The following is a 12,175-nucleotide window of genomic DNA, read 5'->3' as shown; positions in this document are numbered from 1 at the left end:
ATTAGGGCATTTGCGTATTCTCTGCTTACTCTGGGAGCATGAACGTCTCTCGTCTTTTTGCTCTCTCCAGCGTCGTGGGTCTCGTCGGTGTCGTGGGTTGCAGTGACGCCATTCAGGCCGCAAACCCGTTCCCCGAGAAGCAGGCGCGCTGCGATTTCCGCCCGGAGAAGCCGCAGTGCACCGACTGGCGCAAGTTCCAGGGCCCCTCGATGGCCACGATGCAGGGCGTCTGCTCCGCGACGCCGAACGCCTCCTACAACGAGGGCTCGACCTGTCCCGTCGAGGACATGCTCGGCGGCTGCCAGACCGAGAGCGGCGACGGCACGCTCCAGACGAACTGGTTTTACAAGAGCGACGACTACAAAGAGGTCGCGGACGTCCAGAAGAAGTGCACCGACGACAAGACCACGTTCGTGAACCCGAGCTGATCGGTCACGCGAGGGCGCCGGCGTAGCGGTATGGCCGGTAGAACGGGCGCCACATCAGGCGCTCGATGCGCGCGTCGATCTGCACGTCCTCGAACGGCTCGCAGAGGCCCTCCGCCCTCGCCGTGCGCGCCACCGCGCGCGCCACGACGCGCGCGACCTCGCGGAGCTCGGTGACGGGCGGCAGGAGCGGCTTCGTCGGATCGGTCTTCGCCGGCGACACCGCCGCGACCGCGCGCGCCGCGGCCTCGAACATCGCGTCGGTCACGCGGCGGGCGTCGACCGCGAGCACGCCGAGGCCGACCCCCGGGAAGACGTACGAGTTGTTCGTCTGGTCCGTCTTGAAGGGGACGCCGTCCCTCATCACCGGCGGGAACGGGCTCCCGGTGCCGACGACGGCGCGGCCCTCGCTCCAGACGTGGATGTCCTGCGGCGTCGCCTCCGCGCGTGAGGTGGGGTTCGAGAGCGGGAAGATGACGGGACGCTCGACGCCGCGCGCCATCGCGCGGACGACGTGCTCGTTGAACGCGCCGGTCACGCCCGAGACGCCGATGAGCGTCGTCGGCTTCGCGTTCTGGACGACGTCGAGGAGATCGATGTAGCCGTTCCCCGCGCGCGACCAGCCCGCGACCGCCGCGCGCGGCTGCGCGAACGGACGCTGGAAGTCGAGGAGCTCGGGGACGTCGTCGGTGAGGAGGCCGGGACGATCGACGGCGTAGAAGCGGCTCCGCGCCTCGCGCTCGGAGAGGCCCGCGCCGATCATGATGTGGACGAGCAGGTTCGCGATGCCGACGCCCGCCGCCCCCGCGCCGAAGATCGCGATGCGCTGATCGGCGAGCGTGCCGCCGGTCGCCTGGATCGCGGAGAGGAGCGTGCCGGCCGCGATCGCGGCGGTGCCCTGGATGTCGTCGTTGAAGGTGCAGAGCCGATCGCGGTAGCGCTCGAGCAAGCGGCCCGCGTTCCCGCGCGCGAAGTCCTCGAACTGCAGGAGCACGTTCGGCCAGCGCTTCATCACCGCGGCGATGAAGTCCTCGACGAACGCGTCGTAGTCGGCGCCGCGCACGCGCTTCTGGCGCCAGCCGAGGTAGAGCGGATCGGCGAGGCGCGCCTCGTTGTCGGTCCCGACGTCGAGCAGGATCGGCAGCGTCGTCGACGGATGCAGCCCCGCGCACGCGGTGTAGAGCGCGAGCTTGCCGATCGGGATCCCCATCCCGCCCGCGCCCTGATCGCCGAGGCCGAGGATGCGCTCGCCGTCGCTGACGACGACGACGCGGACCGGATCGAGGCGCGGGTCGGCGAGGATCTGCTCGACGCGATGGCGATGGGGCCAGCTCAGGAAGAGGCCGCGCGGCTTCGACCAGTAGTCGCTGAAGCGCTCGCAGCCTTCGCCGACGGTGGGCGTGTAGACGATCGGGAGCATCTCCTCGAGGTGCGCGCCGAGGAGCGCGTAGAAGATGGTCTCGTTCGTGTCCTGGAGGCCGCGGAGGAAGCCGTACTTCTCGAGCGGCGTCAGCTCGGCGCGGAACGCCTTGAGGCGACGCTCCACCTGCTCTTCGAGCGTGCCGACGTGCGGCGGCAAGAGGCCATGGAGCCCGAGCTCGTCGCGCTCGCGATCGGAGAACGCGGTGCCCTTGTTGAGCAGCGGATCGCGCAGGAGGTCGGGTCCCTTGATGTGCACGTCGAGCGGCATCATCCGCGCGGGCATGTCCATCGTCGGCGGGTGCTTCATCCGGGTCATCGGACGCCGGATTGTACCGCTCATGGACCGGCGAAGTGGACGTAGAGAACCGGCACGAGGATCCCGAGCAGCACGAGGACCGCGCCGCGACCGACGATGCCCTTCTTGCCCGCGATCATGAAGATGCCGCTCGTCGCGAGGAGGAGGAGCCCCGCCGCGTACGCGTCGGCGAAATACGTCCACGCTTTCTTGCCTCGGTTCAAGTGGAGCCAGTTCGCGACGCGGAGGAGGAAGCGCGGCTCCTGGCCTTCGTCGACGACCTCTCCCTTCGCGCGGTCGTAGTGGAGCGATCGCTTGTCGAAGAGGACCTCGAGGTTGTCGGGGCCCGCGCGGTAGATCTCGCGCGGCGTGAGGTCGACGCCGAGCCTCTTCCGCAGCTCGTCCGCGATCGCCTGGTCCTCGCCTTCGATGTTCCCCACCTGCACCGTGCGCGTGTAGTTGCGAAAGCTCGGGTCGCCGTCCGACCAGTCGGTGATGTGGTTCACCGCGAGGCCCGAGAGCGCGTAGATGAAAGTAAGGCCGACCGCGACGTAGCCGACGTCGCGATGCACCGCGCGCAGCCACGGCCGCACGCGCGCCATGAAGCTCTTCTCAGCCATACCGCTCTTCGGTCCACGGGTCGGCGTGGTTGTGGTAGCCGCGCGTCTCCCAGTAGCCGGGGCGATCGGCCGCGACGAATCGGATGCCGGTGAGCCACTTCGCGCTCTTCCAGAAGTAGAGGTCCGGGATGAGCACGCGCACCGGCGCGCCGTGCGCGCGCGCGAGCGGGGAACCCTCGTACTTGTGCGCGACGAGGTTCTGCGGAGCGAGGGCCTCCTTGATCGGGACGTTCGCGGTGTAGCCCGCGGTCGCCTCGAAGATGACGTGACGCGCGGTGGCCTTCGGCTTCGCGCGCGCGGCGAGGTCGGCGACCTTCACCCCGGTCCACTTCGAGTCGAGGCACGTCCACTTCGTGACGCAGTGGACGTCGCACGTCTGATCGACCTGCGTCATCTTGAGGAGCTCGGCGAAGTCGACCGTGAACGGCGCGTCGACCTCGCCGTGGACCCGGAGCTTCCACGCGCTCGGGCTCGGATCGCCCTCCGTCCCGCCCATCGCCCGGATGCGCGAGAGCAGGTACTGGCCGGGCGGGAGCCGCGGTCGCCCGTCGGGCCGCTTCGCCGCGCGCGCCTTCGCCTCCTCTTCCGTGCCGGCGAGGCACCACCCCGCGCCCCCGAGCGCGATGATGCCGGTCCCGATCATGGCGGAGCGCACGAAGGCGCGGCGGTTCATCGACGGCTTGAACATCGGATCGAAGGGGTCACGGCTCATGGGCGTCGGAAAAGAGTACGCGCGAGACCCGGGGTCGGTTACGCGGGCGCGACGGTTCAGGTAAAGACTCGGGATCGTGACGACTTCTAGCGACATCGCGACACGGCTCGGCGATCCCGGCTTCACGCCGGGGATCAAGACGCTGAGGGCGCTCCTCGACCTCTCCGGCGCGGACGACGAGGACACCGCCAAGCTCGCGGCGCGCGCGGTGCTGCGGATCGAACGGCAATACGCGGGGCGCGTCGCGAAGGCGGTCGTGACGCGGGCTCGGGAGGCCGCGCGGCCGGCGCGCGGACGGCTCACGCAGCTCGCGGGTCGGCTCGTCGCGGAGGCGCGCGATCCCGACGGCGACGCGCGCGCCTGGCTCCTCGACGCGCTCGGCGACGACGATCCGAAGACGCGCCGCGCGGCGACACGTGCGCTCGGCAAGCTCGCGCCGGCGCCGGAGATCACCGCCGCGCTCGAGGCCGCGTTCGCGCGCGCCGCGAGCGACGACGACAAGAAGGCGCTCGGCCTCGCGCTCGGCAAGGCCGGCGTCGCGGTCGGGCAGACGGGGCGCGCCGGGCTCATCGCGGAGCGCGAGGAGGCGCGCCGCTCGCCGGGGGCGATCGATCTCCTTCGCGCGCCCGCCTCGCCGTTGCGTGTATTTCACAAGACGCGCTCCGGCCTCGAGGAGATCGTGAAGCGCGAGATCGGACGCGGCGCGCGCTTCTTCGCGCCGGGGGTCGTGGAGACCAAGCTCGCGGGGCCGCTCGCGGAGGCGCTCGCGATCCGCACCGCGGCGGAGATCGCGTTTCCGCTCGCCGATCGCGAGGTGGAGGACCTGCCGAGCGACGTCGCGGACGCCCTCGCCTCCGAGGAGGCGCTCGCGATCTTCCGCGCGTTCACGAGCACGAAGGCGCCGATCCGCTTCCGCGTCGCGCTCGCGCGCGGAGGCCATCAGCGCGCGCTCGTCTGGAAGATCGCGGAGGCGACGCGCGCGCGGACGAAGGAGCTCGTCAACGATCCGAAGGAGAGCACGTGGGAGGTCGCGGTCGACGTCGCCGGCTCGCGCCTCCGCATCGAGCTCGTGCCGCGCGGCTTCGTCGATCCGCGCTTCTCGTACCGAGAGGACGTCGTGCCCGCGTCCTCGCACCCCACGATCGCGGCCGCCCTCGCGCGCGTCGCGCCTCGCCGCGACGACGACGTGGTGTGGGATCCCTTCGCCGGCGCGGGCGCGGAGCTGATCGAGCGCGCGAAGCTCGGGCCGTACGCGCGTCTCTTCGGGACCGACATCGAGAGCGCCGCCGTCGCCGCGGCGCGCGCGAACGCCCGCCGGGCGGGGGTCTCGCGCATCCTCGTCGAACGCGGCGACGCGCTCGATCCGCTCGTCCCGCCCGACGGCGTCACCACGATCATCACGAACCCGCCGATGGGACGGCGCGTCCAGCGCGGCACGCACGCGGAGCTCCTCGAGCGGTTCGTCGATCGCGCGGCGGAGGTCCTGGTGCCCGGCGGCGCCCTCGTGTGGATCGTGCCGGAGCCGCAGCGGCTCCGGGCGCGCGCGGCGGAGGCTGGTTTCGTGCTGGAAAGCGCGACCAGCCTCGACATGAGCGGCTTCTCGGCGGAGCTCTCCGTCTACGTGAAACCCGGCCTTTCGAGGACACGAAAGCGCCGGTAGCATAGCCCTTGCGATGAAGTGCGGAACATGCGGCGCCGAGCTGATCGGAAATGCCAAGTTCTGCCCGTCGTGCGGGACCGCGACGGCGTCGGCGCCGCCGAAGAGCGGGCTCGCGGACAAGGTCCCGCCCGCCTCCGCGAACGAAGGCGCGAACATGCTCGTCGTCCCCGACGTGCCGCTGAGCCCGCCGGCCTCGGGCGCGAGCGTCAACCCGTTCGCCGCGACCGCGCCGCCGGGCTCCTCGCTCCCGAGCCGATCGCCGTCGTCCGACGCGCTCAAGGCGGCGGGGGCGGCGGTGCCGTCGAACGCGAGGCCGATCGCGATCGAATCGAAGAGCGACTCGAGCGCGCCCGCGCCGCTCAGCCCGCGCGCGGTGTCGCCGCTCGCGGTCAGCAACGGCATCTCCGGGCGCACGCCGTTCCAGGAGGCGGTGGAGAAGGCGCGGCAAGCGGTGCCCGCGTCGACGCAGCCCAAGAAGAAGACGCAGGGCACGCAGCTGATGGTCAACGCGCCGAAGCTCCCCGCCGCCGCGGCCGCGGCGAGGGCGGAAGCGGAGTCGCCGGCGGAAGCGCCTCCGGAGGAGACCAAGAAGCGCGCGGTGCCCAAGACCGTCGCGATGTCGCCCGCGCCGCGCTCGGCGGTGAGCGGCGTTGGAGGTGGCGCGCCGCCGAGCGGTGTCGGTGCGGCTCCGCAGAGCGCCCTCGCGCCGAGCGGGCAGGGCCCGGCTCCGCAGAGCATGCTTGCGCAGAGTGGGCAGGGCGCGGCTCCGCAGAGCATGCTTGCGCAGAGTGGGCAGGGCTCGGCTCCGCAGAGCATGCTCGCGCCGAGTGGGCAAGGTCAGGGCGCGGTTCCGCAGAGCATGCTCGCGCCGAGTGGACAGGGGCAGGGCCCGGCTCCACAGAGCATGCTCGCGCCGAACAGCTACGTCGCCGCGCCGGGCAGCGTGTTGGGCGGCGCGCCGAACAGCTACATCGCCGCGCCCGGCAGCGCGATCGGCGGCGCGCCGGGCAGCGCGATCGGCGGCGCGCCGGGCAGCGTGCCGCCGGGGGCGCTCGGGCAGCAGTTCCAGCAGCACGCGACGCCGAACCCCTACGCGCAGCATCCGGCGCAGCTCGCGCCGTACCAGCAGCCGCCGTCGGCCGCTTACCCGCCGCCGCAGTGGGGCGCGCCTCCGCCGGGCTACGGGTTCCAGATCGTCCCGGGCGCGCGCGTGCAAGTGACGTGGTCGAACGGGCAGCGCTACCCTGCGACGGTGAGCCAGGTGAACGGTCCGCAGTGCCTCGTCGTCTTCCCCGACGGACAACAGCATTGGGTGCAGCTGCAATACCTCTCGCCGGGATGACACCATGAAGCCGGAGACGATGAAGCGGTTGATGGAGGACCTGATCCCCTTCAATCGAGTCCTCGGCGTCCAGTGCACGCGCGTCGAGCACGGCTTCTTGCGCCTCGAGATCCCTTTCCGCGCGGAGCTGATCGGCGATCCGACGCGCCCCGCGCTCCACGGCGGCGTGCTCTCCGCGCTCGCCGACACCGCCGGCGGCGGCGCGGTGTGGACGACGCTCGAAGACGAGCGCGCGCGCGTCTCCACGATCGACCTCCGCGTCGACTACCTCCGCCCGGGCAGGTCGGAGCTCCTCGTCGCGGAGGCCACCGTCGTCCGCGCCGGCAACCGCGTCGGCGTCACCGACATGCGCCTCTTCCATCCGTCGTCGGAGAGCGAGACGATCGCGACGGGGAAGGGCGTCTACAACATCGTCCTCAAGAAGGACAAAGCGCCGGGCTGAGCGCGCGCCGCGGTCACTCGCCGAGCTCGATCATCGACTTGAAGCCGCCCCAGAACATGCGCTTGCCGTCGAAGACGTCGGCGTCGCCCATCTGCAGGCGCGGATCGCTCATCACCGCCTTCATGACGCGGTCGCGGTCCTTGCGGTTCTTGTACGTCGCCCACGAGAACACCACGACCTCGCCGGCCTTGAGCTTCACCGCTTGCGGGAACGACGTCGTCTTGCCGGGCTTCACGTCGTCGGCGATGCACTCGACGTACGAGAGCGCGCCGTGCTCGAGCCAGATCTTGCCGGCCAGCTTCGCCATCTTCTTGTAGGCGGCGAGGTTCTTCTTCGGGAGAGGGAGGACGAATCCGTCGACGTAGCTCATGCGGCCGTCATAAGCGAATGGCATACGGCTCGCTAGCCCGGGTCATGGAGATCGTGACGACCGCGGCGCCAGGCGGCATCGACGAGATCCTCGCATCGGATCTCGTCGACGATCCTTCCCGCGCCGCGGCACGCGAGCCCGCGCGCGCCCGCGCCACGGCGAGGCGGCGACGACGGTGGGGCGAACAGGCCGCGCTCGCTGCGTCATCGGCCCTCGCGCTCGGCGTGTTCATCGGGCTGAGCCGCGCGATCGCGAGGCGGTCCGCGCTCGTGTTCGACGAGCGCGTCGTGCGCGCGGTGGGGCGCGCGCGCGGACCGGTCGCGAACGTCGTGGGGCGCGGCGTCACGTTCTTCGGCGGCGTGCCCGGCGCGTCGCTCGTCACCGCGACCGCGCTCGTGCTCGCGCGGAAGCGGCCGCGCCTCGCGGCGCAGGTGATGACCGGCGCGGTCGGAGGCATCGTCGCCGAGCTCGGCATGAAGCGATTCTTCCGGCGAAAACGTCCAACTCTGCTCGCGCACCTCGAAGACGTCGGGAGCACGTCGTTCCCCTCCGGGCACGCGATGGCGTCGGCTTCGCTCTACCTCACGCTCGCGTTCGTCGCCTCGCGTTCGCGCGCGCTGCGTGACAAGCGCGCGCACCTCCTCGCCGCGACGAGCGGGCTCGCGCTCTCGATCTCGGCGAGCCGCGTGTTCCTCGGCGTGCACTGGCCGACCGACGTCCTCGGCGGCTTCGCGCTCGGCACCGCCTGGGCGTGCCTCACCGAGGCCGCGTTCGATCTCACCGCCGCCGAGCTCATCGACGAGGAGCTCAGTCGAGCATCCCTTCCGGCACCAGCGTCCCCGCTTCGTCGGTGAGCCAGATCACCTCGTCGTTCATCGAGATCTTGAACGACCACGGCTCCGCCCCCGTCGCCGACGGCGTCATCTTCATCGTCGGGTTCGTGAGGAGGCCGCCGAACCAGCCGCCCACGACCTCGAAGCTCCCCTTGGAGCGGAACCCGTCGCCGTCCTCGCCCTCGCACGGCTGGACCTCGAGCTCGTAGCGCCCCGTCGGTCCGGTCGATCCGGTGAGCGTCAGCGTCCGGCCGCACGCGAGGTGGCCGCTGCGGAAGCGACCTGCCGCGACGACCTTCGCGTACGCATCGCCCTTCGAGAGCGCCTCCTCGCTGCCGCCGACCTCCTCCTCCTCGCTCGGCTCCGCCGCGCAGCCCGCCATCGCCAGTCCAATCACCATCAGGGAGAGCATTCGACGCATGTTCATCTTCTCCAGCTCGTGTTGACCTGACATAGTGCGAGGTGTGTGCCTTACGTAAATTCAACATGTTACAAGCATGTTCAGGATGATCTCTGGGTACGGATCGGACCAGACCCGTCACCGCGTGGAGACGGGCTCGAGCGTCGACGGGCGTTCACGTCCGCGCGCGAGATGCTTTGACTCTGCACGTTTCGCGAAGGAACGCGGGTTGCACTTCGTCCGCGCGATGTTGCACCTCGTCCGCGCGACGTGGAGGGGCTCCTGCTTCGTCTTCGTCACGCTCACGCTCGCGTGCGCGTCGTGCGAGGGCGCGCGTCCGGTGCACACCGACGTCAGCTACGACGATCGCTTCGGCGAGGCGACGACGATGGACATCTACGAGCCGGGCGGGGTCGGCCCGCACCCGACGGTGATGCTCATTCACGGAGGCGCGTGGGTCACCGGCTCGAAGGACGCGTACACGGAGGCGGCGAAGCGGCTCGCGCGCTCCGGCTTCGTCGCCGCGACGATCAACTACCGCCTCGCGCCCGACGGCGAGTACCCGAAGATCATGCAGGACTGCCTCTGCGCGCTCTCGTACCTGCGCGCGAGCGCGAGCCACTACCACGTCGATCAGGATCGCATCGCGGTGTGGGGGTACTCGGCGGGCGGACACCTCGCGTCGCTCGTCGGGGTCGCGGCGGAGGACGACTACCATGCGCCCGACTGCGCGTGGGGGCGCACGGGCCCGCCGCGCTCCGTCATCGCCGGCGCCGGCGCCCACGACCTCCGCGGGCAGGACCACTTCTTCACGCACGCCTTCTTCGGCGCGGGCCCCGACGAGCAGCCCGATCGCTACGCGCGCGCGTCGCCGATCACGCACGTGCGTCCCGGCTTGCCGCCGTTCCTCTTCGTCCACGGCACGCAGGACTGGTTCATCGAGGAGGAGCAAGCGGTCGTGATGCGCGACGCGCTCGTCGCCGCCGGCAACGAGGCGCACGTCTACGAGGTCGCCGGCGGCGGCCACGTCACGCAGACGACGCCCGACGGCAACCTCGTCGGCGGCGTCTCCGATCAGACGACCGAGGGCTGGCTCGTCGTCATCGACTTCCTCGATCGCACACTGAGGAAGCAATGAGCGCCCGCACGCACGCAGCCGCCGCGCTCGCGACCATCGCCATACTCACGACCGCCGCGACCTCCCACGCCGGCGCCAGCGACGCCCCGCCCACCGCGAACGCCCCTGACACACCGCCGCCCGCCACCGCTCCAAACGCACCGACGACGCCGAACGCGAGCGCGGATGCGGCCGCGGATGGGAGCGCGGACGCGGCGCGGGCTCCCGTCGTGCGACCGCCGCCGGTGAACGCGATCTCGGTGCAGCTCCTCTCGCTCGTGAGTCAGGGCGTGACGCTGCAGTACGAGCGGCAGGCTGCGCGGTACCTGAGCTTCGTGACCGCGGCCGGCTACCGGTGGTCGGGCGGCGATGCGTTCGACACGACGGAAGCAGTGTTCGGGGTGGAGGGGCGGCTGTGGATCCTCGGGCACGCGCCGCTCACGCGCTGGAGCGGCCGCGCGATGGTGGGGCCGTACGTGGGGTTCCGGCTCGACGGCGCGCTCACGCGCGTGCGCGAGGGCGAGCGCTTCGTCGGCTCGATGCTCTCCACCTCCGAGTCGGTCTTCATCGGCGCGCGCGTCGTGTTCTTCGAGCGCCTCGAGATCACGCCCGGCGTGGGCTTCGGATTGCGCCAGGACGTCGATCCGCGCGGCCGCCTCGCGACGATCAACCGCCCCGAGATCCTCCGCCTCGCCCTCAGCGCCGGGGTGATGTTCTGACCGCGTCGCCGCGTACGCGCCGCGATCCGCGACGAGCGTGTCGTGAAGCTTCGTCCGCTCGCGCGCGCTAGAGAGGCTTTTTTCCCTGCGCCGCGCGATGGCGCCGTCGTTGCAACCGCGACCGTCGATGCCAAGGCTCGCTCGGTTCCTCGTCGGTCTCTTCTTCGCCCTCATCGCTCTCGGCTGCGGCCGGTACTACGAGATCGGCTCGCCGCACGGAGCCCGGGGGCAGTTCGCGACGTGGGCACCGCCGTCGTACAACACCTGGAGCTTCCACTCTTCGCCGGCCGGCATCGTCTGCTTCGACTGCCCGGTCGGCCCGGAGCCGGAGACGGTCTGGGCGCCCTACGTCGGCGAGCCGGGCCCTTCGCTTCCCCGCTCGGAGCGTGACGTGGTGAAGGAAGACGCGACCCTCACGACGTTCGATCAGGTCGCCGCGCGGCGCGCGCTCGGCGAGGTCGACCTCGCGAGCTGCGGCGACGCCGGCGCTCCGCGCGGCGCCGGCCACGCGCGCGTGACGTTCGATCCCGCCGGCCACGTGACCAAGGTCGTCATCGACGCGCCGCCGGGGATGACGAAGCCCGCCGTCGACTGCGTCGGCGGGCACCTCGGCGCGACGAAGGTCCCCGCGTTCCGCGGCACGCCCGTCACCGTCGGCACGAGCTACCGCGTGCGCTGACGCGCAGGCCTCTTCGCCGCGGCCGCGCGCTTCTTCTTCGCGACCGTCTTCGCGGAGCCGGGCGCCACGGGGCGGCGACCCCAGACGAACTGCGGCGCGATCTCGATCGCGTCGAACGGCTCGGCGCGGATCGCGTCGTCACCGCCGACGGTGTAGACGAGGCCGTACCCGCGCCGCGAGAGCCGGAAGACCTCGATCGTGCGCGTCTCCGGATCGGCGAGCCAAACGTGAGTGACGCCTTCGCGCGCGTAGATCGGCATCTTCTTCATGCGATCGATCCGCGTCGTGGGCCACTCAGGCCGAAGTCGAAGGCGCTGATGAGGGACGCGCCAAGCGCGCTCGCGTTCCGCGCTTGGCGCGGCGATGGGCGAGGCATGAGATGGAGCTCGCCGTCGAGGATCTCGGCGACCATGTGCTCGGGCGCGTCGAGCACATCCTGGTATGTCGCGCGCTTCGCGACCACGAGGCGAGCGTAGCACCGTCACCGACGGCGCGAGGTCCGGGCGGACGGCTTCTTCGTCGACGCCCTCTTCTTCTTCGCGACCGTCTTTGCCGAGCCGGGCGCGGCGGGGCGTCCCCACACGAACGTCGGAGCGATCTCGACGTCGTCGAACGGCTCGGCGCGAATGGGCTCGTCCCCGCCGACGGTGCCGACGAAGGTGAAGCCGCCGCGCCCGTTCAGTCGATACACGTCGATCGCGCGCTCGCGCGGGTCGGCGAGCCACACGTGGCGCACCCCTTCGCGCGCGTAAATCGGCATCTTCTTCATCCGATCGATGCGCGCGGTGCCGGGCGACTGCACCTCGCAGAGCCAATCGGGCACGACGGTGATGTACGGCTCGTCCTCGTCCGGCGCGTCGACGAGGCGACCGTCGCGCCAGCCCGCGATGTCGGGCACGACGATGTCGAGGTCGTGGTGGAGCTCCGGCTTCTTGAGGACGCGCCAGCCGCCGGGACCGCCAATGCCGAAGTCGAACGCGCTCTTCAGGAACGCCCCGAGCGAACTCGCGTTCTCGAGATGCTTCCGCCGCGAACCCGACGTGAGGAACAGCTCGCCGTCGAGGATCTCGGCGACCATGTGCTCGGGGGCGTCGAGCACGTCCTGGTACGTCGCGCGCTTCTTCGGCTTCGCGACCACG

General features: G+C 71.1%; 16 protein-coding genes. 8 read left to right on the top strand and 8 right to left on the bottom strand.

Annotation, left to right across the window (positions count from 1 at the left end; genetic code table 11):
• Nucleotides 1-38: 38 nt before the first annotated feature.
• A complete protein-coding gene (locus tag KF837_14705) occupies nt 39-428 on the top strand; it encodes a hypothetical protein (protein ID MBX3228568.1) in 390 nt (129 codons plus the stop codon).
• 4 nt (nt 429-432) lie between these two features.
• Here KF837_14705 and KF837_14700 read toward each other — a convergent pair whose 3' ends face one another.
• From KF837_14700 to KF837_14690, 3 genes are read right to left on the bottom strand one after another with little or no spacing between them, the layout of a single operon-like run.
• A complete protein-coding gene (locus KF837_14700; protein ID MBX3228567.1) occupies nt 433-2,163 on the bottom strand; it encodes an NAD-dependent malic enzyme in 1,731 nt (576 codons plus the stop codon).
• 20 nt (nt 2,164-2,183) lie between these two features.
• The gene (locus tag KF837_14695) at nt 2,184-2,762 is read right to left on the bottom strand and encodes a PepSY-associated TM helix domain-containing protein (protein ID MBX3228566.1); all 579 of its coding nucleotides are present in this window, start codon (nt 2,760-2,762) and stop codon (nt 2,184-2,186) included.
• Nucleotides 2,755-3,474 (bottom strand): molybdopterin-dependent oxidoreductase, encoded by a 720-nt coding sequence (locus KF837_14690; GenBank protein MBX3228565.1) that lies wholly within the window; start codon nt 3,472-3,474, stop codon nt 2,755-2,757. The genes KF837_14695 and KF837_14690 overlap by 8 nt, the downstream gene beginning before the upstream one ends.
• A gap of 76 nt (nt 3,475-3,550) precedes the next feature.
• On the opposite strand from KF837_14690, the gene KF837_14685 reads away from it, so the two are divergent.
• The 3 genes from KF837_14685 to KF837_14675 are packed head-to-tail and all read left to right on the top strand — an operon-like array spanning nt 3,551 to nt 6,918.
• Nucleotides 3,551-5,134 (top strand): methyltransferase, encoded by a 1,584-nt coding sequence (locus tag KF837_14685; protein ID MBX3228564.1) that lies wholly within the window; start codon nt 3,551-3,553, stop codon nt 5,132-5,134.
• 13 nt (nt 5,135-5,147) lie between these two features.
• Entirely contained in the window at nt 5,148-6,476 is a 1,329-nt protein-coding gene (locus tag KF837_14680; protein ID MBX3228563.1) for a hypothetical protein, read from the top strand.
• Between the two features lie 4 nt (nt 6,477-6,480).
• Nucleotides 6,481-6,918: a hotdog fold thioesterase gene (locus KF837_14675; GenBank protein ID MBX3228562.1), complete on the top strand. Its 438-nt coding sequence runs from the start codon at nt 6,481-6,483 to the stop codon at nt 6,916-6,918.
• Nucleotides 6,919-6,931: 13 nt separating this feature from the next.
• Here the strand turns inward: KF837_14675 and KF837_14670 are convergent, their stop codons facing one another.
• A complete protein-coding gene (locus KF837_14670) occupies nt 6,932-7,288 on the bottom strand; it encodes a DUF1428 domain-containing protein (GenBank protein MBX3228561.1) in 357 nt (118 codons plus the stop codon).
• Between the two features lie 44 nt (nt 7,289-7,332).
• Between KF837_14670 and KF837_14665 the strand changes: the two genes are divergently transcribed.
• Nucleotides 7,333-8,142 carry a phosphatase PAP2 family protein gene (locus tag KF837_14665; protein ID MBX3228560.1) on the top strand — a complete coding sequence of 270 codons (810 nt, stop codon included), beginning with the start codon at nt 7,333-7,335 and terminating at the stop codon, nt 8,140-8,142.
• On the opposite strand, the gene KF837_14660 is transcribed toward KF837_14665, so the two are convergent.
• Nucleotides 8,096-8,521, bottom strand: coding sequence for a hypothetical protein (locus tag KF837_14660; protein ID MBX3228559.1), 426 nt, complete (start codon nt 8,519-8,521; stop codon nt 8,096-8,098). The genes KF837_14665 and KF837_14660 overlap by 47 nt on opposite strands.
• Nucleotides 8,522-8,768: 247 nt before the next feature.
• Between KF837_14660 and KF837_14655 the strand changes: the two genes are divergently transcribed.
• The 3 genes from KF837_14655 (at nt 8,769) to KF837_14645 (ending at nt 11,036) form a co-directional block, all read left to right on the top strand.
• Nucleotides 8,769-9,659: an alpha/beta hydrolase gene (locus KF837_14655; GenBank protein ID MBX3228558.1), complete on the top strand. Its 891-nt coding sequence runs from the start codon at nt 8,769-8,771 to the stop codon at nt 9,657-9,659.
• The gene (locus tag KF837_14650) at nt 9,656-10,357 is read left to right on the top strand and encodes a hypothetical protein (GenBank protein ID MBX3228557.1); all 702 of its coding nucleotides are present in this window, start codon (nt 9,656-9,658) and stop codon (nt 10,355-10,357) included. Before KF837_14655 ends, KF837_14650 begins: the two co-directional genes overlap by 4 nt.
• 127 nt (nt 10,358-10,484) lie before the next feature.
• Nucleotides 10,485-11,036 (top strand): hypothetical protein, encoded by a 552-nt coding sequence (locus tag KF837_14645; protein ID MBX3228556.1) that lies wholly within the window; start codon nt 10,485-10,487, stop codon nt 11,034-11,036.
• Here the strand turns inward: KF837_14645 and KF837_14640 are convergent.
• From KF837_14640 to KF837_14630, 3 genes are read right to left on the bottom strand one after another with little or no spacing between them, the layout of a single operon-like run.
• Nucleotides 11,021-11,305: a Uma2 family endonuclease gene (locus KF837_14640; GenBank protein ID MBX3228555.1), complete on the bottom strand. Its 285-nt coding sequence runs from the start codon at nt 11,303-11,305 to the stop codon at nt 11,021-11,023. The genes KF837_14645 and KF837_14640 overlap by 16 nt on opposite strands.
• A complete protein-coding gene (locus KF837_14635; GenBank protein ID MBX3228554.1) occupies nt 11,302-11,499 on the bottom strand; it encodes a hypothetical protein in 198 nt (65 codons plus the stop codon). Before KF837_14635 ends, KF837_14640 begins: the two co-directional genes overlap by 4 nt.
• An 18-nt stretch (nt 11,500-11,517) precedes the next feature.
• Nucleotides 11,518-12,174, bottom strand: coding sequence for a Uma2 family endonuclease (locus KF837_14630; GenBank protein MBX3228553.1), 657 nt, complete (start codon nt 12,172-12,174; stop codon nt 11,518-11,520).
• Nucleotide 12,175: the final 1 nt, after the last annotated feature.

The organism is Labilithrix sp. (genome assembly GCA_019637155.1).
GTDB lineage: Bacteria > Myxococcota_A > Polyangia > Polyangiales > Polyangiaceae > Labilithrix.
The sequence above is the reverse complement of the archived record's forward strand: the minus strand, read 5'-3'. Positions and strand labels throughout refer to the sequence as shown.